The 26,418-nt window shown below is 56.9% G+C and carries 28 protein-coding genes and 1 tRNA gene; 10 read left to right on the top strand and 19 right to left on the bottom strand.

The features are described from left to right. Positions 1-8: 8 nt before the first annotated feature. Both mtnC and ED901_RS23125 read right to left on the bottom strand, forming a co-directional pair. Positions 9-695, bottom strand: a complete 687-nt coding sequence (mtnC, locus tag ED901_RS23130) for an acireductone synthase (protein ID WP_122097367.1) — start codon at positions 693-695, stop codon at positions 9-11. Next, positions 692-1,306 (bottom strand): methylthioribulose 1-phosphate dehydratase, encoded by a 615-nt coding sequence (locus tag ED901_RS23125; protein ID WP_056781530.1) that lies wholly within the window; start codon positions 1,304-1,306, stop codon positions 692-694. The genes mtnC and ED901_RS23125 overlap by 4 nt, the downstream gene beginning before the upstream one ends. 205 nt (positions 1,307-1,511) lie before the next feature. Between ED901_RS23125 and ED901_RS23120 the strand changes: the two genes are divergently transcribed. Together ED901_RS23120 and ED901_RS23115 are read left to right on the top strand one after the other, a co-directional pair. Continuing rightward, positions 1,512-2,672 (top strand): pyridoxal phosphate-dependent aminotransferase, encoded by a 1,161-nt coding sequence (locus ED901_RS23120; RefSeq protein ID WP_122097366.1) that lies wholly within the window; start codon positions 1,512-1,514, stop codon positions 2,670-2,672. After that, positions 2,660-3,433, top strand: coding sequence for an amidohydrolase (locus tag ED901_RS23115; protein ID WP_122097365.1), 774 nt, complete (start codon positions 2,660-2,662; stop codon positions 3,431-3,433). The genes ED901_RS23120 and ED901_RS23115 overlap by 13 nt, the downstream gene beginning before the upstream one ends. 125 nt (positions 3,434-3,558) lie before the next feature. On the opposite strand, the gene ED901_RS23110 is transcribed toward ED901_RS23115, so the two are convergent. Continuing rightward, positions 3,559-4,845: a nucleoside deaminase gene (locus ED901_RS23110; RefSeq protein ID WP_122097364.1), complete on the bottom strand. Its 1,287-nt coding sequence runs from the start codon at positions 4,843-4,845 to the stop codon at positions 3,559-3,561. A 392-nt stretch (positions 4,846-5,237) separates the two neighbouring features. Further along, a complete protein-coding gene (locus ED901_RS23105; protein ID WP_122097363.1) occupies positions 5,238-5,744 on the bottom strand; it encodes a DUF1993 family protein in 507 nt (168 codons plus the stop codon). Between the two features lie 212 nt (positions 5,745-5,956). Between ED901_RS23105 and ED901_RS23100 the strand changes: the two genes are divergently transcribed. Further along, the gene (locus ED901_RS23100; RefSeq protein WP_122097362.1) at positions 5,957-7,225 is read left to right on the top strand and encodes a glutamine amidotransferase; all 1,269 of its coding nucleotides are present in this window, start codon (positions 5,957-5,959) and stop codon (positions 7,223-7,225) included. Positions 7,226-7,238: 13 nt separating this feature from the next. Here the strand turns inward: ED901_RS23100 and uraH are convergent, their stop codons facing one another. The 9 genes from uraH to ED901_RS23055 form a co-directional block, all read right to left on the bottom strand. Further along, positions 7,239-7,589 (bottom strand): hydroxyisourate hydrolase, encoded by a 351-nt coding sequence (gene uraH, locus ED901_RS23095; RefSeq protein ID WP_056781545.1) that lies wholly within the window; start codon positions 7,587-7,589, stop codon positions 7,239-7,241. Beyond that, positions 7,589-8,083 carry a 2-oxo-4-hydroxy-4-carboxy-5-ureidoimidazoline decarboxylase gene (uraD, locus tag ED901_RS23090; RefSeq protein WP_122097361.1) on the bottom strand — a complete coding sequence of 165 codons (495 nt, stop codon included), beginning with the start codon at positions 8,081-8,083 and terminating at the stop codon, positions 7,589-7,591. The genes uraH and uraD overlap by 1 nt, the downstream gene beginning before the upstream one ends. After that, positions 8,080-9,354, bottom strand: coding sequence for an allantoate amidohydrolase (gene hpxK, locus ED901_RS23085; protein ID WP_122097360.1), 1,275 nt, complete (start codon positions 9,352-9,354; stop codon positions 8,080-8,082). The genes uraD and hpxK overlap by 4 nt, the downstream gene beginning before the upstream one ends. Continuing rightward, complete coding sequence (locus ED901_RS23080) at positions 9,354-10,592, bottom strand: alanine--glyoxylate aminotransferase family protein (protein ID WP_122097359.1); 1,239 nt, start codon at positions 10,590-10,592, stop codon at positions 9,354-9,356. Before ED901_RS23080 ends, hpxK begins: the two co-directional genes overlap by 1 nt. A 131-nt stretch (positions 10,593-10,723) precedes the next feature. After that, on the bottom strand, positions 10,724-11,485 hold the full coding sequence (locus ED901_RS23075; protein ID WP_122097358.1) for an amino acid ABC transporter ATP-binding protein: 762 nt from the start codon (positions 11,483-11,485) through the stop codon (positions 10,724-10,726). Further along, entirely contained in the window at positions 11,485-12,135 is a 651-nt protein-coding gene (locus ED901_RS23070) for an amino acid ABC transporter permease (RefSeq protein WP_122097357.1), read from the bottom strand. Before ED901_RS23070 ends, ED901_RS23075 begins: the two co-directional genes overlap by 1 nt. 2 nt (positions 12,136-12,137) lie before the next feature. Next, positions 12,138-12,803, bottom strand: a complete 666-nt coding sequence (locus ED901_RS23065; protein WP_056781565.1) for an amino acid ABC transporter permease — start codon at positions 12,801-12,803, stop codon at positions 12,138-12,140. A 24-nt stretch (positions 12,804-12,827) separates the two neighbouring features. Next, entirely contained in the window at positions 12,828-13,613 is a 786-nt protein-coding gene (locus ED901_RS23060; RefSeq protein ID WP_056781677.1) for a transporter substrate-binding domain-containing protein, read from the bottom strand. 263 nt (positions 13,614-13,876) lie between these two features. Continuing rightward, a complete protein-coding gene (locus ED901_RS23055; protein WP_056781567.1) occupies positions 13,877-14,716 on the bottom strand; it encodes a MurR/RpiR family transcriptional regulator in 840 nt (279 codons plus the stop codon). Positions 14,717-14,907: 191 nt separating this feature from the next. On the opposite strand from ED901_RS23055, the gene ED901_RS23050 reads away from it, so the two are divergent. The 4 genes from ED901_RS23050 to hpxZ are packed head-to-tail and all read left to right on the top strand — an operon-like array spanning position 14,908 to position 18,548. Then, entirely contained in the window at positions 14,908-16,494 is a 1,587-nt protein-coding gene (locus ED901_RS23050) for a gamma-glutamyltransferase family protein (protein ID WP_122097356.1), read from the top strand. Between the two features lie 36 nt (positions 16,495-16,530). Further along, positions 16,531-16,725 carry an oxalurate catabolism protein HpxX gene (hpxX, locus tag ED901_RS23045; protein ID WP_056781572.1) on the top strand — a complete coding sequence of 65 codons (195 nt, stop codon included), beginning with the start codon at positions 16,531-16,533 and terminating at the stop codon, positions 16,723-16,725. Beyond that, positions 16,722-18,125, top strand: a complete 1,404-nt coding sequence (locus tag ED901_RS23040) for an AtzE family amidohydrolase (protein WP_122097355.1) — start codon at positions 16,722-16,724, stop codon at positions 18,123-18,125. Before hpxX ends, ED901_RS23040 begins: the two co-directional genes overlap by 4 nt. 39 nt (positions 18,126-18,164) lie before the next feature. Then, entirely contained in the window at positions 18,165-18,548 is a 384-nt protein-coding gene (gene hpxZ, locus ED901_RS23035; RefSeq protein WP_056781578.1) for an oxalurate catabolism protein HpxZ, read from the top strand. Between the two features lie 611 nt (positions 18,549-19,159). On the opposite strand, the gene puuE is transcribed toward hpxZ, so the two are convergent. From puuE to ED901_RS23020, 3 genes are read right to left on the bottom strand one after another with little or no spacing between them, the layout of a single operon-like run. Next, positions 19,160-20,098 (bottom strand): allantoinase PuuE, encoded by a 939-nt coding sequence (gene puuE / locus ED901_RS23030; RefSeq protein WP_056781581.1) that lies wholly within the window; start codon positions 20,096-20,098, stop codon positions 19,160-19,162. Beyond that, on the bottom strand, positions 20,091-20,849 hold the full coding sequence (locus ED901_RS23025) for an aspartate/glutamate racemase family protein (RefSeq protein WP_122097354.1): 759 nt from the start codon (positions 20,847-20,849) through the stop codon (positions 20,091-20,093). Before ED901_RS23025 ends, puuE begins: the two co-directional genes overlap by 8 nt. Beyond that, complete coding sequence (locus ED901_RS23020) at positions 20,849-21,583, bottom strand: GntR family transcriptional regulator (RefSeq protein ID WP_056781586.1); 735 nt, start codon at positions 21,581-21,583, stop codon at positions 20,849-20,851. Before ED901_RS23020 ends, ED901_RS23025 begins: the two co-directional genes overlap by 1 nt. A 176-nt stretch (positions 21,584-21,759) precedes the next feature. On the opposite strand from ED901_RS23020, the gene ED901_RS23015 reads away from it, so the two are divergent. Then, on the top strand, positions 21,760-23,262 hold the full coding sequence (locus ED901_RS23015) for an NCS1 family nucleobase:cation symporter-1 (RefSeq protein WP_122097353.1): 1,503 nt from the start codon (positions 21,760-21,762) through the stop codon (positions 23,260-23,262). Between the two features lie 83 nt (positions 23,263-23,345). On the opposite strand, the gene ED901_RS23010 is transcribed toward ED901_RS23015, so the two are convergent. Together ED901_RS23010 and dnaQ are read right to left on the bottom strand one after the other, a co-directional pair. Continuing rightward, positions 23,346-23,422, bottom strand: a tRNA-Asp gene (locus tag ED901_RS23010). Positions 23,423-23,562: 140 nt separating this feature from the next. Further along, on the bottom strand, positions 23,563-24,294 hold the full coding sequence (dnaQ, locus tag ED901_RS23005) for a DNA polymerase III subunit epsilon (RefSeq protein WP_056781591.1): 732 nt from the start codon (positions 24,292-24,294) through the stop codon (positions 23,563-23,565). Positions 24,295-24,363: 69 nt separating this feature from the next. On the opposite strand from dnaQ, the gene rnhA reads away from it, so the two are divergent. Next, positions 24,364-24,831, top strand: a complete 468-nt coding sequence (gene rnhA, locus ED901_RS23000) for a ribonuclease HI (RefSeq protein WP_056781594.1) — start codon at positions 24,364-24,366, stop codon at positions 24,829-24,831. Between the two features lie 58 nt (positions 24,832-24,889). On the opposite strand, the gene ED901_RS22995 is transcribed toward rnhA, so the two are convergent. Continuing rightward, on the bottom strand, positions 24,890-25,615 hold the full coding sequence (locus ED901_RS22995; RefSeq protein WP_122097352.1) for a class I SAM-dependent methyltransferase: 726 nt from the start codon (positions 25,613-25,615) through the stop codon (positions 24,890-24,892). A gap of 43 nt (positions 25,616-25,658) precedes the next feature. Between ED901_RS22995 and gloB the strand changes: the two genes are divergently transcribed. Next, the gene (gene gloB / locus ED901_RS22990) at positions 25,659-26,414 is read left to right on the top strand and encodes a hydroxyacylglutathione hydrolase (protein ID WP_122097591.1); all 756 of its coding nucleotides are present in this window, start codon (positions 25,659-25,661) and stop codon (positions 26,412-26,414) included. The last annotated feature ends 4 nt before the right edge of the window (positions 26,415-26,418 follow it).

Here is a 26,418-nt window from a genome sequence, read left to right as displayed (position 1 = left end):
CAACCCTCTTATAAGAATGTTTCTAAGGCTATCTGATCAAAACGATTTACTTGCAGGTGATCGCTGAGCTCGTCAGCGTCATCGCGGATCAGCTGACAGGTGTGCCAGCCCGCTAAGCGCGCGGCGTCCAGTTCCTGACGGATGTCCGATAAAAACAGCAGATCCTGCGGCGGCAATATCAGCTGTTCGGCGATGTTCTGATACGACTCCGTTTCACGCTTGGCACCGACGCGGGTATCAAAATATCCGCTGAACAGCGGCGTTAAATCACCCGCATCGCTGTAGCCAAACAGTAATTTTTGCGCGTCCACCGAACCGGACGAATACACGCACAGTTGCAGGCCTTCGGCTTTCCACGCGTCCAGCTGCGGCGCGACGTCGTCATAAAGATGTCCGCGAAAATCACCGTTCTCATAACCGGTCCGCCAGATGATGCCCTGCAACACTTTCAGCGACGTCGATTTCACGTCGTTATCCATGTAAGTGAAAAGCTGCTCGATCAGCGCTTCGACGCTGGCCTGTGGCCGGTCGATTTCAGCGCGCAGGGCGTTCAGCGCGCCCGCGACGTCCGGCTGCTCATGCTCATGACGCAGGAATTCGGCGAGGCGCTGACGGGCATAAGGGAATAACACCTGATGCACAAAGCGGATATCCGTGGTGGTACCTTCAATATCAGTGACGATGGCGCGGATCATTTAGCCTCCAGCAGGCGACGTTGCAGTTCACACTGGAATAAAAATTCCAGCCCTTCCAGATGGCGGCGCGCTTCGGCCACATCTTTGCCCCAGCAGGTCAGCCCGTGGCCGCGCAGCAGAAAACCATACTGCAACGGCGCGTGCTCTGCCGACGCCATGATCTTCTGCGCCAGCGCAGGAATATCCTGGCTGTTGTCGAAGATCGGGATCACCACCTGATCAAGGTGCGAGGTCTGCCCGCTGAGCGATTTCTGCATCTCATAGCCTTCCAGCACCAGCGCGCCGCTGCGCTCAACCCGCGACAACACGGTCGAGTTCACCGAATGGGTATGCAGCACCGCACCTGTTTCAGGATAGCGGGAATACAGCATCGTGTGCAGGCCGGTTTCCGCAGACGGACGGCGGCCGCCGGGTGCCAGCCCGCTTTCCAGTTCCACCAGCAGGAAATCCTCTGCGGTGAGCGATCCTTTGTCTTTTCCTGATTCGGTGATCAGGCAATGTGCATCGCCTTCACGGATCGACATATTGCCGCCCGTCGCCGGGCTCCAGCCCTTCTGACCAATCCAGTGACAGGCCGCCAGCAGCGCGCCCAGTTGCAAATTCTCTGTCATCGTATTCCTGAAAAGCTGTGCGTTGAGGGACTGAGTTCGGGATGAAAATGGCGATATCTATGATTTATAGCGATATACACAATGTGTTGCCGCTTAGACCAAATTGGCATTTAGCCATCTAAGCGTCTCGATTGCCAAATATTAACATCGTGTTATATTGTGAGCAACATCGCTATCTGCACCGGTCCAGGAGTATTGACCCGCCATGAGCACAGCCGCACTGATCCCCGAAAGTAAACTTCCTGCCCTGGGCACCACGATTTTCACCCAAATGAGTGCCCTGGCGCAGAAACACAATGCGATTAACCTGTCGCAGGGTTTTCCTGATTTCGATGGCCCGCAATATCTGAGAGATCGTCTGGCGTATCACGTCAGTCAGGGCGCGAACCAGTACGCGCCGATGACCGGCACCGCGCCGCTGCGCGAAGCGATTGCCGCGAAAACCGAACAGATTTACGGCTTTGCCCCGAATGCTAACACCGACATCACCATCACGGCGGGCGCGACCGAATCGCTGTATATCGCCATCACCGCGCTGGTGTCGAAAGGTGACGAAGTGATCGCCTTTGATCCGAGCTATGACTGTTATGCCCCGGCGGTAGAGCTGGCGGGCGGCGTGATGAAACGCATTCAGTTGCAGCCGCCGGAATTCAAAGTGAACTGGGCGGAATTCGCCGATCAGATAACCGACCGCACCAAACTTGTGATCATCAATACGCCGCACAACCCGTCGGCCACCGTCTGGCGCCACAGCGACGTTGAGCAACTCTGGCAGACCATTGCGGATAAACACATTTTTGTGCTGAGCGATGAAGTGTATGAGCACATCTGCTTTGCACCGGAAGGCCACGCCAGCGTACTGCGTCATCCCGAGTTACGTCAGCGCGCCATCGCGGTGTCGTCATTCGGCAAGACTTATCACATGACCGGCTGGCGCGTGGGCTATTGCATCGCACCGGCGGTCATCAGCGCGGAACTGCGCAAGGTTCACCAGTATCTGACCTTCTCCATCACCACGCCGGTGCAGCTGGCGCTGGCGGATATGCTGCGGGAAGCGCCGGAACACTGGCAGGAATTACCGGCCTTTTATCAGGCCAAACGCGACCGTCTGGCGCAGGGGCTGGCAAACAGCCGCCTGAAAGTGTTACCGGGCCAGGGCACCTATTTCCTGCTGGTCGATTACAGTGACGTGTCAGATTTAGACGACGTTGCCTTCTGCCGCTGGCTGACTGAACATGCGGGCGTGGCGGCGATTCCGATGTCGGTATTCTGCGCCGCCCATTTCCCACATAAACTGATCCGGCTGTGCTTTGCCAAACAGGAAGCCACGCTGGACGCTGCCGCGGAGCGCCTGTGTCAACTTTAAAACTGTCCGTACTGCAACAGCCGCTGGTGTGGCTGGACGGCGAGGCCAACCTCGCGCATTTCGATGGCCTGCTCGGTGCGCTGACCGGCCGCGACCTGATTGTTCTTCCTGAAATGTTCACCACCGGTTTCGCCATGCAGGCGCCGGGCAGCGCGTTGCCGCAGTCGCGTGTGGTGCAATGGTTGCAACAGTGGGCGCAACAACTGAACGCCATGATTGGCGGCAGCGTCGCGCTGAGTACAACAGAAGGTGCCGTCAACCGTTTCCTGCTGGTTGAACCCCAGGGGAAAGTGCATTTTTATGACAAGCGCCATCTGTTCCGCATGGCCGGTGAACACCATTATTATGTGCCGGGTAAACGCCGTGAAATCGTCGAATGGCGCGGCTGGCGGATCCTGCCGCAGGTTTGTTACGACCTGCGTTTCCCGGTCGCCTCGCGCAATAATCAGGATTATGACCTGGCGCTTTACGTCGCCAACTGGCCGGCACGCCGCAGCCACCACTGGCAGACGCTGCTTACCGCCCGCGCGATTGAAAATCAGGTTTACGTGGCCGGATGTAACCGCGTCGGTGATGACGATAACGGCCATCATTACAGCGGTGACAGCCTGATCATTACTCCGCAGGGTGAAGAACTCGCGCGGGCCGAGCCCGGCTCCGCGATGATTATTGACGCCGAACTGTCGCTGGAAGCATTGCAGGATTACCGGGAAGCCTTCCCCGCCTGGCGCGATGCCGACACGTTTTTGCTGCACGAGTGATCGGCCAGAAACTCAGCCTTTCGTCAGGGAAAGCTCGCGTCAGTCACGCCGGGACTGTTTGATCAAACGAAAAAACCGCCTGTGAAATGACCAGGCGGCTAACGATTGAGTGCGGCTGACAGACATTACACGGTCGGTAAACCGGCCTCCAGCGCGTCGATCAACCCCTGATCCACGACCTGTTGCGGGTGAACCTTAATTTCCGAGCTGTATAGCGGCGGCAGTTTCTGACAATACGCATCCAGTTCGGTTTGCGCGATGGTCGGCACACCGTACTGGAAGGAATTCGGATTCTCCTCAGGCAATGCACCTTCCATGGTTGAACCGTAGGCACCAAGTTCAATCAGGCTATGTGATGACTCGTCCGGACCATGCGAAAACACAAAAGTGCCGTATTTAGGATGGCCGAGATAAGGCAATACTTTTTCGTCGCCGAGAGAATCCCGCAGGTTATAACGCAGTTGTGCATAATTGCGCGTCACCAGTAAAAACGCCGTCTGAATCAATGAAGCTGTTTCGTTACCGGACAAACACAACAGCAAATTACCGAAGTAGTCGAGGAATGCGACCGAGTTGCCTTTACCGCCCAGAGCAATATCCGTATTCGCCGCTTCAATCAGGAAAGGAGCCAGCCCGGCATCCGGTGCGCCACGTGAGGGGGCGGTATATTGCAAAGCGTCCGGATAGATGGCCTGCAACGCCACAACGATCGGATCATCGGTCGGTAATTCTTTGATATCTTTCAACTGATCCGGCGGCAAATCTGAGTTGATGCTGGCTTTCACCTGCGTCAGGGTGGCGTCAAAAATAGACTCACACAGCGCCAGCGTCTGCACATCAATTACGTCTTGCGTAAAGAACTCCGCCACCGGCGCAGAACTTGCCGGCCGGGAAAAACAGTTATCCCCGTTGACGGCCGGATAACTGAATGTCTCCTGCGCCACCACAGCCAGATCGTCAGAGAGCGAAGGGAAATCCGCCAGTGTGTCGTAATTGATACCGGAATAAGTATCGAACGCCGCAGAAATCACGTTAAAGCCGCCGGTAATAATCGAACCGGTACACATGCAGCAGGGATCCAGTGAGGTCACAATAGTAATCTCGGACGGAGGTGGCATCTCAACACCCTGAGCAATCTGCGCGTAATACCAGTCGATCAGTTGTCTTTCACCGTGAGCAGTAGGATCGTTGGTCTTATTATTCATGACGACGTTATTATGAATCGCATTCAGCACTTTTCCTGTGCCATCGAGCATTACACCGCCGACGCTGAAAGTATTCTGGCAATAGGCCAGCATGGCCTGATTTGCCGCAGCGGCGGCGGCCGCTTCGACAGAAACATACGTGACGTCTTTCACTACGCCCGCTTTTAATGCCGTTTTATTTGATGAATTACAATTGCAATTACACATAGTAAATCCTTCCATTAGATTAAGTGCATAAATTGAAGATCAGTAATTCGCGAAACGTCATTGAATAAATACGCCGGAATTAAAGAGGCTTTATCGTGGCAAATTAATCTTTAATTAAATAATGGAAGCTGTTGTGCCAGCGGTGGCACCGGGGGTATTAAATAAAAAGGAGGGTATTTCAGAATTGTTTTACTTTAATCATAATCCTCGTGAATATTAAAAGTTTTATTTACGAGCTGAATAAATAAATTACAGGGCGTAATAATATTTCGCGGTTCAGGTTATCAGCAACCTTTCTGACTTTTCATTTTTATGAGAACGTCTCAATGCCAAAGAAGAAGTACCTGTTCCGGCGCCTGCCCGCAGGGTAAACGCCGGAGTAAACCTATCTGTTATATCGCGCCGATAAAGTCTGCTTTACCGATATTCACGCCAAGATGGCGCAGAATGTTGTAGGCGGTGGTGATGTGGAAATAGAAGTTCGGCACGGCAAACGCGGTCACGTAGCTGTGCGCGGTGAATTTCAGTTCGTGATTTTTGCCTTTCACCACGATCTCACGGGATTCATCACCTTCCAGTTTTGCGACATCCACGCTTTCGATAAAACGCAGCGTTTTAGCAATACGCTCCTGTAACTGGGCAAACGTCACTTCGTTGTCTTCCATCGCAGGGGCGTCTGTGCCTGACAGGCGGGCGATCGCGCCTTTTGACATATCACTGGTGATTTGCACCTGACGCGCCAGCGGATACATGTCATCGGCCAGGCGGGTATTGAGCACCTCTTCTTCCGATTTTCCGTTTTCCTTTGCCCATGCCGCGCCCTTTTCCAGCAGGGCTGAGAGATTCTGTAAACCACGAACAAACTGTGCGGCCGTACTGCCATAAAGTGATGCTGACATGATGCTTCCTCAGTGAATGATGGGTTAGAACAACTGGCGCTACCTTAGCGCGTTACGGTCTGAACAACGCGACGTTTTATAGCAGTGGAGTGTGACGCAAATCCGGTTTACGGCATTCGCCTCTCTTTTTGTCAGCGCATGTAAACACACCCCTGTGTGGATCAATTCTTGCATTCACTACCCCCGCAAAAACATCTGACAGAGGACCACTGATGACCATCACCTTTATTGCACACACCACGCCCGAGCCTGCGTTGTACGGCGCGATGGCAGCGATACTTGCTGAATTGCGCGCGTTGCCGCTGTGTCACTTCCCCGTCAGTCATGATGCGCAACGTTACCCGAATGCCCGCCAGCACGTGACGGCGCAGGGGCATGCGCTGACCAGCGGGCTGGTATGGCTCGAGCGCCTGACCGGGCGCGGTGCGGGTGCTGAATCCAGCCTGGAATCACTGATTTATCGGGCACTTAAAGAAGATATCGTGGTGCCACTGCGTGAACCGTTATCCGCAGAACTGGCCGCGCAACTCGCTGAACAGGGCATTGAAATCGAATCATTAACCGTGGTGCGCCATCAGGATAAATTCCAGCTGGAAGACGTCACCACCGGCAAAATTCGCAGTAACGGCTGGGGGCGTGATGCCTTTGGCCGCTGGGCTTTAGGCTCCGTTTCACAACCGGTCATGCGGGCAGGAAAAACCTTGCGCGTGGCGCTGGTGGGGGATATTGCCGGGCAGCGCGACAGCTATCCGGCGATGCTCGCTGCACTGGGAGACGCCGCCGATGCACTGGCAATGAACATCGACGTCGTCTGGGTGACGCCAACGCTGCTGGGCAGCCAGCTGGATTCCACGCTGTTTGATGTGGACGGTATTATTCTGCCGGGCATGACGCTGACCCACACTGACTGTCAGGCCGGGCAACTGGCAACCGCCACCTGGGCGCTGGAAAATCAGACGCCGGTGCTGGGCATCAATCAGGGGATGCATCAGATGGTGACCGCGCTCGGGCAGAAAGTGCTCGGACAGGAGCGCGTGGTGATGCACGGCCCCTCGCCGCTCGGCAGCCTGCAAACCGGCCTGCCGCTGGCGGAACATACGCAGCCGCGTCTGGGGAATCATCCGGTGTTCAGCCGCAGCGGCAGCCTGCTGGCGAATAAAATGGGCGAGGAGTTTACGCTGCGCTACAACCAGCGCCGCTACCTGAATCCGCAATTACTGGCGGAACTGGAAAGCGCGGGGCTGTGCGTTTCTGGTTATGACGAAAGCGGGGAACAGGCGCAGGCGGTTGAGCTGAGCAACCATGCCTGTTTTATCGGGATCCAGGGGCAGCCGGAGCTGATGTCACGCCGCGAGCGCCCGCATCCGCTGCTGATGACGTTCCTGCAACAGGTTCGCCAGAGCAACCGCCAGCACGACGTCAGCCACGATGCGCTGACCAAAAGCGTGCGCTTAAAACAACCGCACCTGCTGATGGGCTGATCGGGCCACGGGTCTAACTGCCGCGATAGGTCGAGTAAGAATACGGGCTGATCAACAGCGGCAGATGGTAATGATCCTGACTGCCGTCGAGCATCACATCAATAATGGCCGAGTGATACAGCGTCGCGCGGCCGGTCGCGGCGAAATACGCGCCGATATCCGCACACAGCCGGTAATGCCCGGAGGCGACAGGTTCCGGCGTTAATTTCGCGGCGCGGCCATCGGCATCGGTTTGGGTTTCGCTGATGAGCGTCACGTTCTGCCCGTCAAGGCTTTCCAGCCAGACGCGCACGTTGGCCGCAGGCTGCCCTGAGGAGGTATCGAGAATGTGAGTGGTGACTTTCGTTTTAGAAACCGGGGTCATTATTGGAAAATCTCCTTTAAACGCAGCAGGGTAATTTCTTTGAGTTGTTGCGCCGTTTCCTGATCTTCAGCGTCCGGCGAATTTTCAAGACGGCGTTGCAGATTATGCAGAATGTCTTCAGAACTGCGCCCTTTGGCGCGGATCAGAAACACCCGTGCGAAACGTTGTTCATAACGCAGGTTCCCCTCGTGCAGCGCATCGATGACCGCCTGCTGGCTGATATTGAGCCTCGCCTGTTCGCCACGGGAAAGCTGCGCTTCCTTGCTGGCACCGCTGGCACGCTCGCCAATGCGCGGGTGCGCCGACAGTGCGCGGGCGATGTCATCCGGCTGCCAGTGCTGACAGGCTGCTTCGGCGCATTGCATCAGGCGTTGCGTTGAAGAATATGGCCGCGCGTCAGTGAGTTGCGTCGCCCAGGACGGAATATTCACCAGCGGGCGCAGCAGCGCAACGGCTTCGAATTCAGACAGCGCGTTAAACTCATCCAGCGTCATAAATGCCCTTCTTTAAAACTCAGCACGGTGTTGATATACGCCTGCACCGCATAAGCCACGTCGCCGGTGGTGACGGATTCATCGGGATGATGGCTGATACCGTCTTTACAGCGCACAAACAGCATGCCGACCGGCCAGCATTCGGCGATGGCGATGGCGTCGTGCCCCGCGCCGCTTGGCAGCGACATCGCCTGCCCCTGTAAGTGTAAAACACTTTGATTAAGACGATGCTGCAAACCGGCGTCGCAGGCGGTGGCGCGGATGCCGTAAAACTGTTCGGCAGCGAAGGTCAGCCCGCGGCGCGCCGCGATCTCCCGGCCTTTCGCCAGCAGCGTTTCCAGTAAAGCGGATAAATCCTCATCACGGGGGCCGCGCACGTCCAGCGACAGTTTCACCTGCCCCGCAATGACGTTCACCGCGCCCGGCAGGCATTCCAGCGTACCGACGGTCGCCACCAGATTGCGGCCGGTGGCGGTGGTGATGCTTTCAATCGCCAGCGTCCATTCGGCGGCGGCAGTCAGGGCGTCCTGACGCTGCCCCATCGGCACGGTGCCGGCATGGCCGGCGTGACCGGTAAATTCACAATTAAGACGACGCGCGCCGTTAATCGCCGTGACCACACCGAGCGGCACATTGGCCGTTTGCAGGCACGGGCCCTGCTCGATATGCAGTTCCAGATAGGCGCAAAAATCGCTGACCGCACGCTGTGACGCGCCGATTTTCAGCGGATCCAGCCCGGCGTTGTGCATAGCCTGCGCCACCGTAATGCCTTGTGCATCCTCGCGCTCCAGCCACTGCGCGGGCCAGGTGCCGGTCAGCCCGCGGCTGCCCAGCAGCGTGATGCCAAAACGCGTTCCTTCCTCATCGCAGAAGCCGACAATTTCCACCGCCATCGGCAAACGGATGGCGTTCTGATGCAAATGCGCCACCACTTCCAGCGCGGTGAGCACGCCGAGCGGGCCGTCGTAACGCCCCGCGTTGCGCACGCTGTCAAGATGTGAACCGAGCAGCAGAGCAGGAGCTGACGCATCAAGCCCTTCATAGCGCCCGCAAATATTGCCGACGCTGTCCTGCCAGACGCGCATACCGGCCAGCGCCATCCACTCCCCCACCAGACGGTTGGCCTGCAAATGTTCTGCCGAGAGATACACGCGGGTCAGTTGCCCCGGTGTTTCACTGATGGCGGCCAGTGCGTCGCAGCGCGCCATCACCCGTTCAGCGGCCAGTTTTGCGCTGCCGGAAACCGCAGCCAGCGTAAAGGCTTCTGCCATTACTGACCTCCTGCGTAGTGATCCCACGCAGCCTGCGCCCCTGCGCCGTATTTCGACGCAAAGCCCAGACGGTTGAGCACCGCTTCCAGCGCCACCAGCGTCTGCAATACGCAGTCTTTACGGGCGTTATAGCCCATGGTGCCGATACGCCAGATTTTCCCGGCCAGCGGGCCAAATGAGGTGCCGATTTCGATACTGAAATCGTTAAGCATCATCTGACGCACCTGTTCGCCATGCACGCCCTGCGGAATGACCACGCCGAGCACGTTGTTCATGCGGTTATTCAGGTCACCGAACACCTCCAGCCCCATCCCCTGAATACCGGCCAGCAGTGCGCCGCCGTGCAGTTTATGACGGGCGATGCCGGTATCCAGCCCTTCTTCCAGAATGATGCGTGCGCATTCGCGCGAGGCGAACAGCATGCTGGTGGCTTCGGTATGGTGGTTCAGACGCTCCGGCCCCCAGTAATCCATGATCATGCCCAGATCGAAATAGTTGGAGTAGATCATCTCTTCGTCGCCGTCGGCGTGATCGGCGGTACGGATGCCTTCCTCCACGCATTTACGGCGGCGGATTTGTTCTTCAAAGCGCGGACTGATGGTCACCGGTGCGCTGCCGGACGGGCCGCCGAGGCATTTTTGCAAGCCGGCTGACACGGCGTCTAACCCCCAGGCGTCGGTTTCCAGCGGGTTGCCGCAGAATGACGCCGTGGCGTCTGAATAGAACAGCACGCCGTGGCGGCGGCAGATTTCGCCCAGCTGTTCCAGCGGCTGCAACATGGTGGTGGACGTATCGCCCTGCACGGTCAGCAGCCAGCGGGGTTTCACCGATTTAATCGCATCTTCGATTTGCTGCGGATCAAACACTTCGCCCCACGGCACTTCGACGGTGTGCACTTCGGCACGGCAGCGGCGGGCAATTTCACACAGCAGATGACCGAAACGGCCAAACACCGGCACCAGCACTTTGTCGCCCGGACGGATACCGGAGAGCAGCACGGCTTCGATACCGGCGCGCGAGGTGCCGTCGATCAGGAACGTCCACTGGTTTTCGGTTTTATACAGCGCACGGTACAGCGCCATGACTTCGTTCATGTAACCGGTCATCACCGGATCATATTGCCCGACCAGCTGGCTCGCCATCGCCCGCAGCACGCGCGGATCGGCGTTGATCGGCCCCGGCCCCATCAGCAGACGGGTCGGCGGGTTGATTTGTCCGGGAGAGATGAAATCTGACATAGTGGATCCTTTAATTTCTTTAAGAACTGATACCCAATAGATTTCAATGTGCAGCAAGGCGGCAATTGAACGAATCCCCGTTCACTTTGCTCACTCAGTGACCGGGGTGAGAGAAAGCAGCCAACGCCGCTTCACATTGAAAGAGGCAGCGTCTCTTCATTTAAGCCGCGTACGGAGGCGATAAACTGTTTCAGCTCGGGGGTTTGCGGATTGGCAAACAGCGCCCGGCTTTCGCCCTGTTCCCACACGGTGCCCTGATGCATAAACACCACGCGGTCGCCCACTTCACGGGCAAAATTCATTTCGTGCGTCACCAGCACCAGCGTCATGCCCTCTTTCGCCAGCTGCTCGAGCACTTTCAATACTTCACCGACTAATTCCGGATCCAGCGCCGAAGTGATTTCATCACACAGCAGCACTTTCGGGTTCATCGCCAGCGCACGGGCAATCGCCACACGTTGCTGCTGGCCGCCGGACAGGTTCGACGGGTAATAATCCATGCGATCCGCCAGGCCGACTTTCGCCAGCATCTGTGCCGCCAGTTCGCGGCATTCGGCGGCGGACTTTTTCAGCACGCGGCGCGGTGCCAGCATGACGTTTTCCAGCGCGGTCATGTGCGGGAAAAGATTGAAACTCTGGAACACCATGCCGACGGAACGGCTGATATCACGCGCCTGCGAATCGCGGTCGGTGATGGTCATGCCGCCCAGCTTGATGCTGCCTTCCTGATAGCCTTCCAGCCCGTTTATGCAGCGTAACAGCGTGCTTTTTCCGGAGCCGCTGCGGCCAATGATGGAGATCACTTCACCGCTGTCGATATCCAGATCCACACCTTTCAGTACGTGGTTCTGGCCGTAAAATTTTTGAACCTGATTAATTGTGATCAACGGCATTACTGTTTATCTCCACGCAACGATTTCTCTAAATGCTGGCTGTAACGCGACAGCGGGTAGCACATCAGGAAGTAGCCGAGCGCCACGAGTCCGAACACTTTGAAGGGTTCGAAGGTGACGTTGTTGAGCATCGTGCCCGCTTTGGTCAGCTCGACAAAACCAATAATCGACGCCAGCGCCGTGCCTTTCACCACCTGAACGGAAAACCCGACGGTCGGTGCGATGGCAATCCGCAGCGCCTGCGGGGTGATCACCCGCCATAATGTCTGGCCGAAATTCAGGCCGAGGCAGCGCGACGCTTCCCACTGGCCTTTCGGTAACGCGGCAATGCTGCCACTCCAGATATCCACCAGATACGCGCTGGTGTAGAGGGTCAGCGCCAGCGCGGCGGCTGTCCACGGGCTGACGTTGATGCCAAACAGCCCGAGGCCAAAGAATGCCAGGAAGAGCTGCATCAGCAGCGGTGTGCCCTGGAAAAGCTCGGAATATAAGCGCACAAAACGCGACGGCCAGCGGCGTTTTGTCAGGCGCATCAGCAGCAGCGGTAACGTGACCAGCGTGCCGCCGACAAACGCGGTCAGCGACAGCAACAGCGTCCAGCGCGCCGCCAGCAACAGATTGCGCACAATGTCCCAGTCAGTGAAGGTCATCATTAGTTTTCACTCCCAAAGAAGCGGCGTCCGGCCAGCAGCAACAGCTGACGCATCGCGACCGACAGCATTAAATAGAACAGCGTGGTGACCAGATACACTTCGAAACTGAGGAAAGTGCGCGACTGAATTAAGTTGGCCGCAAACGTCAGTTCTTCATAGGACACCTGCGATACCACGGACGATCCGAGCATCACGATAATGCACTGGCTGACCAGCGACGGATAAATACGTTTCAGCGACGGCGGCAGCACGATGCGCAGAAAGGTCTGGCTGCGCGTTAATCCAAGCACGCGCCCGGCTTCCCACTGGCCTTTCGGCGTCACCTGAATACCGGCGCGGATGATTTCCGTGCTGTACGCGCCGAGATTAATCAGCATCGCCAGCAGTGCCGCCTCACCGGCGGTCATTTTCAGACCGATGGCGGGCAGACCAAAAACAATGAAAAACAGCTGCACCACAAACGGCGTATTACGGATGGCTTCGACATACACGCCCCACACCGCCCGCAGGGTTTTATGGTTGCCGCAGCGAATGGCCGCGCCGCAGATACCGATCGCGACGCCGCCAATCGTTGCCATCACCGTCAGCTCAATGGTGGTCCATAAGCCGGCCAACAGCTCCGGCATATAAGGCCACAGCGCGCTAAAGTTAAGCTGATAGGTCATGAAAGATCTCCGTGAAAACGTGGATTACGCGCCGATGGACGCCGGAAGCGGAGCCTTCATCCATTTTTCGGACAGCGCGTTGAGCGTCTTGTCTTTCACGCCTTCGGCAATCAGTTCATTCACTTTGTCTTTCAGCGCCGGTTCGTCTTTACGCAGGCCAACGAAGCACGGCGAATCTTTCAGCATCACTTTCGACTCTGGCGCTTTGGCCGGGTTCATACGCGCAATTGCCGCCACCACCAGGTTACCGGTAGCAATGTATTCCACCTGACCGGACAGGTACGCCGACAGCGTGGTGTTGTTATCTTCGTAGCGCTGAATTTTGGCGTCTTTCGGTGCCACATCGGTCAGCGCCAGATCTTCCACCGCGCCACGGGTCACGCCGATGGTTTTGCCGGACAGTGCTTTCAGATCCGCCAGTTTGTCGCCTTTCGCGCCAAATACGCCGAGGAAGAACGGCGCGTAGGCGTTGCTGAAATCGATCACTTTTTCACGCTCGGCGTTTTTCCCGAGGCTGGAAATCACCAGATCCACTTTATCGGTTTGCAGATAAGGCACGCGGTTGGCGCTGGTCACCGGCACCAGTTGCAACTTAAGTTTCATTTTATCGGCAAGGTATTGCGCCATATCGATGTCATAACCTTCAGGTTGCAGATCTTTTCCCACCGAACCAAACGGCGGGAAATCCTGAGGCACGGCCACGCGCAGCACGCCGCGTTTCTGAATATCCTGCAACTGATCGGCCATCGCGCCGGATGCCTGAAGCACCAGCATTGCAGCACCTGCCCACGCCAACAGCCGTTTGTTCATGTTCATAGATTATCTCCGGTGAAAGGTTTTTGGAACGATAGATTCTTATAAACATGACTCTGCAACGAATGTGCCAAAAACGTTTCAGAGGAAAAATTGTGCGCTAAGTCACGGTACGACAAGGGATCAGACGAATAAGAAGGTATTCTGAAGCGTTCTTTTTGCCCTGTATCAGGGCAAAAAGAATGAAAAACGGAAAACCGGATGCACTGAAATTGTGCGAAAGCACCACAAAAGCGCTCAGTATGTTCTGTAAACGGGAATCAGCGCTGCTCCAGCTCATCCAGATCGGTATACAGATCGCTAATCTGATGAATGCGCTGACGGCCCGATGCCAGGGTATCGTGCAGTAACGCATTGCTGAGAAGATTCGCCAGACTCATGGCGGAGGAATAGCTGTCAAACGCCGAGACGCTGTCGAGCGGTGCGGCCAGATGCCAGGCGGCCAGCGGGATAAGCGTCTGCGCCTGCGGCTCGCAAATCAGCAGCACCGGCACGCCCAGCGACTGCAACTGCGTCAGAATCGCTTTCGCCATACGCGGCCTGCGGCGAAAAGCGACGAAAATCACCACGTCCTGCGCGGTGAGATCCACCAGTTCTTCCGCCAGCGTCTGCCCTGGTTGCGGCATCATCATCACCCCTGCGCGCACCTGAATCAGCTGCTGGCGCAGGTGCAGCGCCACCGGATAGCTGTTGCGAAAGCCCAGCAGACGCACCTGCCGCGCCTGACTCAGGGCGGTGATCAGCGCGCCAAACTGAGCGCCGTCGATCTGGTTAATCCACTGGGTCAGATTAGCCATTTCCTGCTTATAGTGGCGGGATAACAGGGTGTTGCCCTGCACCGCGTCACGGCTGTCGGTCAGCGGCATCCCGCTCTGGCGCAGGGTGCGCATTTCATCGCGCATATCGCGATAACTCGGATAGCCGAGACGCTTAAACAGGCGGCTGACCGTGGCCTTCGACACGCCGCTAAGCCGCGCCAGCTCGGCGCTGTTGTAGCTCATCAGATCATCGATACTGGCAAATATAAAGTCGGCGACGCGCTGTTCCTGCGGCGTCAGCTCTGCGTAATGATCCCGCAGACGCTCATCAATTTGTTTCATCTCACCGCCTCTGTAACCAATGTTTCAGCACCTATCATGGCATGCACTATGCTTGCCAATGCAAGCGAAATTATGCAGGAAAGCGTGAGAAATCTGCCGATGTGGAACACCTCTTGCTTAACGTTATCCCTACGCGCCCGAAACCCTGCAAACACGGGCAGCATAAAAAAGCGTCTCAAAAAGGACATCGCATGATTAACAGTAACAGCGCACCGCTCGGTATGGCGGTGACGCCTCATCACCTGGCAAGCCAGAGTGCGCTTGCGGTATTACGTGAAGGCGGCAATGCCATTGAAGCCATGGTCGCCGCCGCTGCCACGATTGCCGTGGTGTATCCGCACATGAACGGGCTCGGCGGTGACGGTTTCTGGCTGATTGTGCCACCGCAGGGCAATCCGGTGGCCATCGACGCCAGCGGTGCCGCCGGATCGCTGGCATCGATCGGGTTCTACGCCGGTGAAACGCATATTCCGCATCGCGGCCCGAAATCTGCCCTGACCGTCGCGGGCACCGTCGGCGGCTGGCAGGAAGCGCTGAACATTTCCGCTGAATTTGGCGGCGAGCAAAAACCCCTGTCGCGCCTGCTGCGCGATGCCATTCGCTATGCGGCCGACGGCATACCGGTTACCGCCTCTCAGGAAGCTGCCACCCGCGCCAAACAACACGAACTGAAAGACATCCGCTCATTTACCGACGTCTTTCTGCCAAACGGCGAAGTGCCCCGCGCTGGCAACCGCTTTACCCAGCCGCAGCTGGCGCAGACGCTCTCGATGCTGTGCGAAGACGGACTGGGCAGTTTTTACCGTGGCGAACTGGCCGACAGCATGGCCGCCGACATGGAAAAACTGGGTATGCCGGTCACCCGTGCCGATCTCGCGGCGTATAAGCCACAGCGCCGCGTGCCGCTGCGCCTCAAACACAGCAAAGGCGAAATCTACAACCTGACGCCGCCGACGCAGGGGCTGGTTTCACTGGCGATCCTCGGCCTGACTGACCGTCTGCCGCTGGAAGGCATGGACGAAAGCGCCACCATTCACAGCATCGTCGAAGCCACCAAACTGGCGTTTGGCCTGCGCGATCGTTTCATCACCGACCCGCGCATGATGACGCAGGACGCCCAGAGCCTGCTGGATCCGCAGTATCTCGATGCTCTCGCGACCCGCATCAAACCCCACAGCGCCGCCGACTGGGGCAAAGGTAAAGGCCCCGGCGATACCGTCTGGATGGGCGTGATGGACAGCAGCGGGCTGGCGGTGTCTTTTATCCAGAGCATCTATCACGAGTTTGGCAGCGGTGTCGTGCTGCCGGAAAGTGGCGTGCTGTGGCAAAACCGCGGCGCCTCTTTCAGCCTCGACCCCGATCATCTGCTGGCGCTGGCGCCGGGCAAACAACCGTTCCACACGCTGAACCCCGCCGCCGCACGTTTGTACGATGGCCGCACGCTGGTGTATGGCTCGATGGGCGGCGACGGACAACCGCAAACGCAGGCGGCGGTGTTTATCCGCCACGTGGTGCAGGGGCAATCCTTACAACAGGCGATCAGCGGGCCGCGCTGGCTGCTGGGCCGGACCTGGGGCGAAAGTTCAGATTCCCTGAAACTGGAAGGCCGCTTCGACTATCTGACACAGGCCGGGCTGAGGCAGCGCGGCCACGACGTCGAATTATTACCGGATTTCAGCGAGGCCGTCGGCCATGCAGGGGCGATTGTGCGCCACACCAACGGCATGTTTGAAGGTGCCTCCGACCCGCGCAGCAACGGCAGCGCCGCCGGATTTTAATCAGAGTTCGCTCATAAGAATGGATAAGGAAGCAACATGAAAACGCCCCCCGCAGCGACCGACTGGGCCGCTTATGTCCGTCAGATGGAGTCCGTTCTGGCACTGGATCTCGACGACGCGCGTCGTCAGGAATTGCTGATACAGTTCAGCCGCATTGCGCAGATGGCGCAACCGCTGATGGATTTACCGCTCGATTCGCGTCTGGAAATCGCCGGGGTGTATCGCGCATGAAATCGTTCGATCATTTCACCATCAGCCAGCTGCACCAGGCCCTCGCACGGGGCGAGCTTTCCGCCACGGAAATCGCCACCGCGACGCTCAGCGCCGTCGAACAGGCCAATCCTGCCATCAACGCGTATACGCATATCACCCGCGAACGCATGTTGAGTGAAGCCGCAAAAGTGGATAAAACCCGTGCCAGCGGCGCAACCTTATCGCCGCTGGCCGGCATTCCCTACGCGGTGAAAAACCTGCTGGACGTGGCCGGTGAGGTGACGCTGGCAGGTGCGAGCCTCAACAGCAGCAACGCCGCCGCACGTCATGATGCGTGGACCGTTTCACGCCTCGCGGCACAGGGCGCGATGCTTTCCGGCATGCTGAACATGGATGCGTACGCCTACGGTTTCACCACGGAAAACAGCCATTACGGCGCGACGCGCAACCCGCGCGATCTGACCCGTGTCGCGGGCGGATCGTCCGGCGGTTCTGCCGCCGCGGTGGCCGCCGGTCTGGTGCATTTCACGCTGGGCAGCGACACCAACGGCTCGATTCGCGTGCCCGCCTCCCTGAGCGGTATTCTCGGCCTGAAACCCACTTTCGGGCGGATCTCGCGCAGCGGCAGCCAGCCGTTTGTCGCCAGCCTCGATCATCTTGGCCCGATGGCGCGATGCAGCGAGGATTTATCACAGGTGTATGACGCCATTCAGGGCACCGATCCGCAGGATCATTTTCAGGCAGACAAACCCAACACCGAGACGTTCTCTCAGTTAAAACGCGGTCAGCAAGGTTTACGCACCGCGGTTCTCGGCGGCTATTTCTCCACCTGGTGCGACGGCCACGCCAAAGACGCGGTGCGTCAGATAGCCCAAGCACTGGAGGCGCAGGAAGAAATTGATATGCCGCAGGCTGAACTGGCCCGTTCCGCCGCGTTCATCATCAGTGCCTCGGAAGGGGGCAATCAGTATTTGCCAAAACTGCGCAGCATTGCGCAGCAGTTTGAACCGCTTTCCCGCGAGCGTTTGCTGGCCGGGGCGATGATCCCGGCGGCCTGGTACGTACAGGCGCAGCGTTTCCGTCATCAGTTTCAGCAACAGGTGTTGCCATTGTTTGACCATTGGGACATCTTGATTGCGCCAGCCACGCCGTGTCCGGCGACGTTAATCGGTCAGGAGACGATTCACATCAACGGTCAGGATCTGCCAACGCGCGCCAGCATGGGTATGCTGACACAGCCGGTTTCGTTCCTTGGTCTGCCGGTGGTGACCGTTCCCGTGACAACGGCAACAGGCCTGCCGATAGGATTACAACTGATTGCACCGCCGTGGCGGGAAGACCTGTGCCTGCGTGCTGCGTGGGCGCTGGAGCAACAGGGCATCGTGAACGTCAGCAGTTCTCCGGTGATGTATACCTGAATTAACAGGCCACCGTTTTCCAGGGTAAAGAGAGTAAACATGAAAACTGACAATATTGACCGCCCGGCGATCCTCGCCGAAATGAACGCGGCATTTTATCGTTATGAGCAGGCGCTGATCACCAATGACACTGCGGTTCTCGACGAGCTGTTCTGGCACGATCCGCGCACCGTGCGCTACGGCGCAGGGGAAAATCTTTACGGCATCGACTCCATCCGCGCGTTTCGCGCCGCCCGCCCGGCGCAGGGTCTGGATCGCGAACTGATCAACACCACCATCACCACCTTTGGCGATGACATGGCGGTCGCCAGCACCGAGTTTCGCCGCGAAGGGACCGACCGTGTCGGGCGTCAGCAGCAAACCTGGGTGAAGATGGCGAGTGGATGGAAGATTGTGGCAGCCCATGTGAGTCTGATGGTTTGACAGAACCAATGGGCGGTTCAGCTTTGGAAAGCTGGGGAAACTGTTCTTTTTCCAGGATTGGACGGGTGAAGTTTCGGTTTCTCAATTGCGGTGATCACTTGTCGCACTGCGCCGAAACCGCCCAAAAGGGGCCAGGACGGGCCCCTCTTGGATCTCCCGCGTCTTTTAACTGCGCGCTCCGCGGGTATGACGGACATGTTCCGGTAGATCAGTGAGTGGCGCAAAATATTGCCGCTTCGCGGTTCCTTCTCTCGGTCTTCGAGCCTCTGGTCTCGAAGCCGCTCCGTTCAGCAAAATTTTTAATCGCGCCAATTCACTCTCTAAAAACAGAGCGATTTAAACTCCAATTTGAATTTAAGATCGTGCGGGCGATTCAGAAATCTTGCCGAACGGAGCGGCCTGAAGACCTAAGGCTTCAGGACCGAGAAAGGGCACCGCGCAGCGGCAAGATTTCCAGCCTGTCGCTGCGGCAGCTGAAACATAGCCAGCGAGCGACAGCGCGCAGTGTAAGAGCCCGGGATTCTTAAGGGGTGCGGCGATAGGCGCCCCTTAAGGCCAGTTTGGGTGGCAACCCAAGGTTTTGAATTTGAAATTGAATTTGAATTTCGAGATTAAACACCGAAATGTTTAACCCAGTGATCCGCTATTTCCTGCCGCTTACAAACCCAAACGCGTTCATGCGATTCCACGTAATCCAGAAACCGCTGCAAAGCCCTGAACCGCCCTGGTCGGCCAAGTATCCGGCAGTGCATCCCGATCGACATCATTTTGGGTGAGGTTTCACCCTCTTCATACAGCACGTCAAACGTGTCTTTCAGGTAGGTATAAAACTGCTCGCCGGTGTTGAAACCCTGCGGGGAGGCAAAGCGCATGTCGTTGGTTTCCAGCGTGTACGGGATCACCAGATGCTGTTTTGTCTCACCATTTTCCAGTTTTACCGGCGTCCAGAACGGCAGGTCATCACCGTAGTAATCGCTGTCATACTGGAATCCGCCCGATTCGGCCACCAGCTGGCGGGTGTTCGGGCTGTCGCGGCCGGTGTACCAGCCGGACGGCGCTTTGCCGAATAAATCGCGCAGCACGGTGACGGCTTTTTGCATGTGCTGCGCCTCTTCGGCTTTGCTCATGTCCTGATAGTGGATCCAGCGCCAGCCGTGGCTGACGACATCGTAATCCGCCGCTTTGATGGCATTGACGATTTCCGGGTTACGCGCCAGCGCCATCGCCACGCCGAAAACGGTCAGCGGCAGGCCGCGTTTTTGAAACTCATTGTGGATGCGCCAGAAACCGGCACGGGAGCCGTATTCGTACAGCGAATCCATCGACATATGTCGGGCAGGGAAACTGGCAGCACCGATGATATCAGACAGAAATTGCTCGGAACCGGCGTCGCCATGCAACACGTTGTTCTCTGCGCCCTCTTCATAATTGAGGACAAACTGCACCGCGATGCGGGCGTTGCCCGGCCAGTTGGCGTGCGGCGGGCGTCCGGCATAGCCGATCAGGTCACGCGGATACGCGTCGGTAAAACCGTGCTCAACATCAGACATAGTGATCTCTCAGATTCAGTCCGGCAAATCGACCAGACAGGGGTTTTTCCAGCGGATAATCCAGATCGCCGTGTTTACTGGTGGTCAGGCGCAATGCGGCCAGTGACTCCACCATTTTGACTGCCGCGCTGACGCCGTCGATCACCGGAATGTTCAGCTCCAGCGTCAGTTCCTGCGCCAGATCGGCCATGCCGCCGCAACCGAGCACGATCGCCCCGCTGCCGTCGGATTTTTTCGCCGCGATACACTGCTCACGCACTTTTTCCTGCGCCAGACCGCTGCCGTCTTCCAGCGATAATACCGGCAGATCGATGGCATGCAGCGCCGCGCAGTGGCGTTCAAAACCGTACTGATGCAGCAAATGCCGGGCGATGGTCAGCGTGCGCGGCAGGGTCGTCACGATGGAAAACCGTGTCGCCAGCATAGTCGCCAGGTGCATCGCCGCCTCCGCAATACCCACCACCGGCCCGCGTGCCAGCTCGCGCGCGGCCAGTAATCCGGGGTCGCCGAAACAGGCAATAATGTGCCCGTCAGCACCGGCATCCCGCCCCGCCTTCACCTGTTGTAAAACGCCCAGGGTGGCAATCGCCTCATCAAAATGCCCTTCTATGGACGGTGCCCCCTCTTCAGGGCAGACGGCCAGAATCTGTGTCTCCGGTGCCGCCACCGAACGGGCCGTTTGCGCCATCACTGCGGTCATCGCCTGGCTGGTGTTCGGATTGATCAGTTGTATACAAAGCGCGCGCGACATCAGCGTTTCTCCTCATTGTTGGCTGTCCGTTGCGAGGAAAAGATCTGCGCGAAATCCGGCATCTGCCCCTTGTTCTGCTCAAAACGCAGGCTGGAAACAATGCTGTCAAAATGCTGCGCCATGCTCGCGGTCAGCGCGGTGACATCGCGCTTTTTCAGCAAGTCGAGAAGATCGTCGTGATCGTGACAGCGGCATCCCTGCTGCCACGGCGCGCCCCAGGCGGCAATGGCGAGGGAAGACCGCAGCGTCAGCTGGGAGACAGATTCGGTCAGCACTTTATTGCCGGAAATAGCCTGCAGCTGGACATGAAAGGCGGCAGAAAGGCGGATTGCGGCCTCACCATTACGTTCTTCGTGGGCACGCTTTTCTTCCTGCACCAGCTTTTTCATGGCCACCAGATGGGTGGACTGACAGCGGGCGATCACCAGCGGCAGGTTGGCGCATTCGAGAATTTTACGGGTGGCGAAAACATCGCGGGATTCTTCAGCGTCCGGCGTGGTGACGTGCGCACCACGCTTGGGCAATAACGTCACCAGTTGCACTGCGGCAAGGCGTTGCAACACACGGCGGATGCCGGTGCGGCTGACGGAAAACACGTCCGCCAGCGCTTCTTCCGGCAATTTACTGCCCGGTAACAGCTGATGTTCGACGATCGATTTCACCAGCGCGTTATAAATATGGTCGTCCTTATCCTCGGTAAAATAGGCCGTATTCAGCCCGTTCCAACTGGTCATTGCCGTTACTCCGTATACCGTTCGTGTATTAATCGTATACATGAAATAGATTTTTTGTATACAAAAAGTGAAATTTGGCCTGATTCATGCAGTGCTCCTGTGACTGCTTTCATCTTTTGGCAGCCGGAGATCCGGCTTCCGACTTTCACATGTTGTTTATGACAGGAGCACGATTTATGCCAAATCAGGAAATCACCTCCGCCACGGCGTCTTCTGAACAGAGCGCCGGGATCATCAAGCCTTATTACAGCCCGCGGCTGTGCAATGATGATTTAGCGCCAACGCGTCACCAAAACTGGAGCTGGTACAACATCTTTTCTTTCTGGATGTCCGATGTGCACAGCATGGGAGGCTATGTGGTGGCGGCGAGTTTCTTCACGCTCGGGCTGACCAGCTGGCAGGTGCTGCTGTGTTTGTTATGCGGGATTTGTATTGTGCAGATTTGCGCCAACCTGGTGGCGAAACCGAGCCAGCAGGCCGGTGTGCCTTACGCGGTGATTTGCCGTCAGGCGTTTGGCGTGTTCGGGGCAAACATTCCGGCGGTGATCCGCGGGCTGATAGCCTTCGCCTGGTACGGCATTCAGACCTATCTGGCCGCCAGCGCGCTGATGCTGGTATTGCTGAAGTTTTTCCCGTCAATCACTCCGCTGACCGTGCCGCACTGGCTGGGGCTGTCGGCGCTGGGCTGGATCTGTTTTGGCATTATGTGGGTGTTACAGGCCATGGTGTTCTGGCACGGCATGAGCGCGATCAAACGCTTCATCGACGTGGCGGGCCCGGCAGTGTATGTCGTCATGCTGATGCTCGCGGGCTGGATCTTGTATAAAACCGGCCTGAGCAATATCTCTTTCACGCTGTCGACTAAAACGCTGACCATCGGCCAGCAGGGCTGGGAAATGCTGACGGCCACCGCGCTGGTGGTGTCTTACTTCTCCGGCCCGCTGCTGAACTTCGGCGACTTCTCGCGTTATGGCAAAAGTATGAGCGAAATCCGTCGCGGTAACCGCTGGGGCCTGCCGTTTAACTTCCTGCTGTTCTCCATTGTGACCGTGGTTATCGTGTCAGGGACACAATCTCTGTTCGGCCAGATGATCACCGATCCTATCGAAACGGTCAGCCGCGTGGGCAACAGCGTGGCCGTAGCGCTCGGCCTGCTGACGATGATCATCGCTACCATCGGGATCAATATCGTTGCGAACTTTGTCTCGCCGGCTTTCGATTTTTCTAACTGCTCGCCGCAAAAAATCAGCTTCCGCACCGGCGGGATGATCGCGGCCGTCGGCTCTGTTCTGCTGACGCCGTGGAACCTGTTCCAGTCACCGGAACTGATTCACTACACGCTGGACGTGCTGGGCGCGTTTATCGGGCCACTGTTCGGGATTTTGCTGGTGGATTATTACCTGATCAAACGCGGTCAGATGGATGTCGATGCGCTGTTCAACGCCACACCTTCCGGACGTTACTGGTACCGCAACGGCTTTAACCCGAAAGCAATCGCGGCGCTGGTGCCTGCCGTGGTGATTGGTTTGGTCATCAGCTTTACGCCGGGCCTGCATCAGGTGGCGAACTTTAGCTGGTTCATTGGCGCGCTGTTGTCCGGTGGCTGTTACCGGTTTATTGCACGTCACGATCGTGTAAGCAGCCATGAGCTGGGGTATCTGAAAGCCGAAGCGGAATAAACAGAACAGAGAAGGAAGGAAAATGCCAGGACGGCAGAAACGACGAAGCCCTGAGTGATTTCTCACTCAGGGCTTCTGAATAGTGGCGGAACGGACGGGGCTCGAACCCGCGACCCCCTGCGTGACAGGCAGGTATTCTAACCAACTGAACTACCGCTCCGCGTTTTGTTCTGGTTAAGAACGGAGCGGATAGTAAGGAATCCCCGCGACGCCGTCAATGCTTTTCCTCTCGTTTTCAAACAACTGCACAGTTTTTCTGCATCCTGGATATTTTAAGTGCAACCGCCGGAAAAATTCGGCTCAGGAACGCCACAAACAACTGCCGCCTTTTTTCACGACCAGATCAAGACGCTCTTCATGCCACGCCAGCTCCTGCTCGCTGGCGTTGATCACTTTGAGGCCGGACGCCGGACGCGCGATCCGCTGGATCCCCTGCCCGTCCGCACCGGTGTTTTGCTCACCTTCGTGGGTAAACTTGATGCTGGTCTGGCCGCCGGTCATCATCAGATACACTTCGGCCAGGATTTCGGAGTCAAGCAGTGCGCCGTGCAGCGTACGTTTGCTGTTGTCGATCAGGTAGCGATCGCTCAGGGCATCGAGGTTATTACGTTTGCCGGGAAACAGCTTACGCGCCATCGCCAGACTGTCGGTGATTTTACAGAACGTCTCGGTTTTCGGCAGATTACGGCCCAGCATGTCGAACTCGTAATCCATAAAGCCGATATCGAACGTCGCGTTATGGATGACCAGTTCGCCGCCACGAATGTATTCGATAAAATCGTCCGCGACCTCGGCAAACGTCGGTTTGTCGGCGAGGAATTCATCGCTGATGCCGTGAACGCCAAAGGCTTCCGGGTCGATCAGGCGATCGGGTTTGAGATAAACGTGAAAATTGCGGCCGGTCAGGCGGCGGTTCACCACCTCAACGGCACCGATTTCAATAATCCGGTGCCCTTCGTAATGGACGCCGAGTTTGTTCATACCGGTGGTTTCGGTATCGAGAACAATCTGTCTGGTAGGAGAAGAAATCATATTGCAGTGCTCGCAGCGCTCGTTTATGTCAGACTTGGCTTTTACATTTGATGGAAGAGTCTACCAGAGATGACCAAACAGGTAGAAATTTTCACCGACGGCTCCTGCCTGGGTAATCCCGGCCCCGGCGGTTTCGGTGCGATTTTACGCTATAAGCAGCATGAAAAAGAGTTCAGCGCCGGTTTCCGGCTGACCACCAATAACCGCATGGAAATGATGGCGGCAATTGTGGCACTGGAAGCCTTGTCCACGCCGTGCGAAGTCACGCTGAGCACTGACAGCCAGTATGTGCGCCAGGGCATTACCACCTGGATCCATAACTGGAAAAAACGCGGCTGGAAAACAGCAGATAAAAAGCCGGTGAAAAACGTCGATTTGTGGAAGCGTCTCGACGCCGCCATTCAGACACATCAGCTGAACTGGATGTGGGTGAAAGGCCACGCCGGTCATCCGGAAAACGAACGCTGTGACGTGCTGGCAAAAGAAGCGGCGGGCAATCCGACGCTGGAAGATGTCGGTTATCAGGCCGAGAATTAACGCCGCAGGAACCACACCCTGTCCACGCCGCCCCTCATCAGAGGGACGGTGTAGTGTTTTAGTCCCGATGTTCTTCCCGGTAACTCTTCGTTGCCCCCACCGCCTGGGGTATTTTTTGTTTCTGCGCGGGCACTTTTTTCGCCATCGGCGTCAGCGGGAAAGTTCGCTTGCGGGCAATAATCAGCGTCATACAACCCAGCGCGGGCAGATGCGTACTCAGCAGTTTCCCACCGTTTTTTCTCCACGGCAGCACATGAAAACGCCGGTGAACCATCACTTCGTAATTCAGTAAAGATAGCCAGTCAAGTAACCGCATTTGGGTGAACAGGCGGCTGCTGTAGGGCTGACGTTTGCGAAAGAACGGCATCAGTTTGCCCAGCCCCAGCAGGCTCAGCGGATTGAAGCTGCTCAACACTATCCAGCCATCATCAATCAGCACGCGATCCACTTCACGCAATATGCGGTGCGGGTCTTCGGCGTAGGCCAGCGTATGGCTGAGCAGGCAGGCATCGACAGATTTTGCGGCGAACGGCAGAGAGTAAGGGTCGCCTCTGACGTGCATCCCTTCTCCCTGCGAGGCGAAATTGACCTGATGCGAAATAGGACAGGCTTCGGCATTGAGTTCGGCACTTAATGCGCCGATTTTCAGCAGGTGAAAACCGTACAGTTTTCCCCACCAGGGTTGCAGTTGTTGCTCAAGCGCGGCACGGTAGTAGTCGCCGCACGGGATTTCATCCCATGAAGCCGGAGCAACAATGTTCTTACGGGCGCGGGCGGGTCGCATATTTTATTATCTTCTTTCAAGCAGTTGCCAAAGAGAGGTTGCCATGAATCTTATCAGTATTCCTGCGTTACAGGACAATTACATTTGGTTGCTGGATGACCAGAAAGGGCATTGTCTGATCGTCGATCCGGGAGAAGCGGCGCCGGTATTGGCCGTGTTAAAATCGCACAATTTAACCCCTGATGCGATCCTTCTCACCCACCATCATCATGACCATGTGGGGGGAGTAAACGAGATTTGCAGCCATTTTCCTGCTCTGAAAGTGTACGGACCTCACGAAACTGAGAACAAATTTAGTCAGATTAGTCTTAAAAACGGTGACAAATTGGAAATTGGCGGTCTGGAATGGCAAATCTTTGCTACCCCCGGGCACACGCTTGGTCATATTTCATACTATAGCGCACCTTATCTTTTCTGCGGAGACACGATGTTTTCAGCCGGATGCGGCCGTTTGTTCGAAGGGACCCCCGAACAAATGTACCAGTCGTTTCAACGGTTAGCTGCACTGCCTGACGAAACATTCGTCTGTGCCGCGCATGAATATACTCTCTCAAATCTTAAGTTTGCGCGGTCCATTTTGCCCGAGGATCATGATATTCATTCTCATGAGCACAAAGTGCAACAAATGCGCGAAAAGGGACAATCTTCCCTGCCTTCTACCCTCGGTCTTGAACGGAAAATTAACCTATTTTTACGATGTGATGATCTTGATTTACAAAACAAATTAAACCTTAACGATCCCTTAAAACCCGCCTGGCACGTTTTCGCCCATTTAAGGGCTCTCAAGGATAGCTTCTGAACCC

Origin of the sequence: Rahnella sp. Larv3_ips (assembly GCF_003697865.1) — a bacterium.
GTDB classification, from domain to species: Bacteria; Pseudomonadota; Gammaproteobacteria; order Enterobacterales; family Enterobacteriaceae; genus Rahnella; species Rahnella rivi.
Note: the sequence above shows the minus strand (reverse complement) of the source record. Positions and strands in the feature narration are given on the sequence as shown.

Coding starts and splice junctions, on each gene's coding strand:
- mtnC (WP_122097367.1), bottom strand. CDS start 695: ATGATCCGCGCCATCGTCACTGATATTGAAGGTACCACCACGGATATC.
- ED901_RS23125 (WP_056781530.1), bottom strand. CDS start 1,306: ATGACAGAGAATTTGCAACTGGGCGCGCTGCTGGCGGCCTGTCACTGG.
- ED901_RS23120 (WP_122097366.1), top strand. CDS start 1,512: ATGAGCACAGCCGCACTGATCCCCGAAAGTAAACTTCCTGCCCTGGGC.
- ED901_RS23110 (WP_122097364.1), bottom strand. CDS start 4,845: ATGTGTAATTGCAATTGTAATTCATCAAATAAAACGGCATTAAAAGCG.
- ED901_RS23105 (WP_122097363.1), bottom strand. CDS start 5,744: ATGTCAGCATCACTTTATGGCAGTACGGCCGCACAGTTTGTTCGTGGT.
- ED901_RS23100 (WP_122097362.1), top strand. CDS start 5,957: ATGACCATCACCTTTATTGCACACACCACGCCCGAGCCTGCGTTGTAC.
- uraH (WP_056781545.1), bottom strand. CDS start 7,589: ATGACCCCGGTTTCTAAAACGAAAGTCACCACTCACATTCTCGATACC.
- uraD (WP_122097361.1), bottom strand. CDS start 8,083: ATGACGCTGGATGAGTTTAACGCGCTGTCTGAATTCGAAGCCGTTGCG.
- hpxK (WP_122097360.1), bottom strand. CDS start 9,354: ATGGCAGAAGCCTTTACGCTGGCTGCGGTTTCCGGCAGCGCAAAACTG.
- ED901_RS23080 (WP_122097359.1), bottom strand. CDS start 10,592: ATGTCAGATTTCATCTCTCCCGGACAAATCAACCCGCCGACCCGTCTG.
- ED901_RS23075 (WP_122097358.1), bottom strand. CDS start 11,485: ATGCCGTTGATCACAATTAATCAGGTTCAAAAATTTTACGGCCAGAAC.
- ED901_RS23070 (WP_122097357.1), bottom strand. CDS start 12,135: ATGACCTTCACTGACTGGGACATTGTGCGCAATCTGTTGCTGGCGGCG.
- ED901_RS23065 (WP_056781565.1), bottom strand. CDS start 12,803: ATGACCTATCAGCTTAACTTTAGCGCGCTGTGGCCTTATATGCCGGAG.
- ED901_RS23060 (WP_056781677.1), bottom strand. CDS start 13,613: ATGAACAAACGGCTGTTGGCGTGGGCAGGTGCTGCAATGCTGGTGCTT.
- ED901_RS23055 (WP_056781567.1), bottom strand. CDS start 14,716: ATGAAACAAATTGATGAGCGTCTGCGGGATCATTACGCAGAGCTGACG.
- ED901_RS23050 (WP_122097356.1), top strand. CDS start 14,908: ATGATTAACAGTAACAGCGCACCGCTCGGTATGGCGGTGACGCCTCAT.
- hpxX (WP_056781572.1), top strand. CDS start 16,531: ATGAAAACGCCCCCCGCAGCGACCGACTGGGCCGCTTATGTCCGTCAG.
- ED901_RS23040 (WP_122097355.1), top strand. CDS start 16,722: ATGAAATCGTTCGATCATTTCACCATCAGCCAGCTGCACCAGGCCCTC.
- hpxZ (WP_056781578.1), top strand. CDS start 18,165: ATGAAAACTGACAATATTGACCGCCCGGCGATCCTCGCCGAAATGAAC.
- puuE (WP_056781581.1), bottom strand. CDS start 20,098: ATGTCTGATGTTGAGCACGGTTTTACCGACGCGTATCCGCGTGACCTG.
- ED901_RS23025 (WP_122097354.1), bottom strand. CDS start 20,849: ATGTCGCGCGCGCTTTGTATACAACTGATCAATCCGAACACCAGCCAG.
- ED901_RS23020 (WP_056781586.1), bottom strand. CDS start 21,583: ATGACCAGTTGGAACGGGCTGAATACGGCCTATTTTACCGAGGATAAG.
- ED901_RS23015 (WP_122097353.1), top strand. CDS start 21,760: ATGCCAAATCAGGAAATCACCTCCGCCACGGCGTCTTCTGAACAGAGC.
- dnaQ (WP_056781591.1), bottom strand. CDS start 24,294: ATGATTTCTTCTCCTACCAGACAGATTGTTCTCGATACCGAAACCACC.
- rnhA (WP_056781594.1), top strand. CDS start 24,364: ATGACCAAACAGGTAGAAATTTTCACCGACGGCTCCTGCCTGGGTAAT.
- ED901_RS22995 (WP_122097352.1), bottom strand. CDS start 25,615: ATGCGACCCGCCCGCGCCCGTAAGAACATTGTTGCTCCGGCTTCATGG.
- gloB (WP_122097591.1), top strand. CDS start 25,659: ATGAATCTTATCAGTATTCCTGCGTTACAGGACAATTACATTTGGTTG.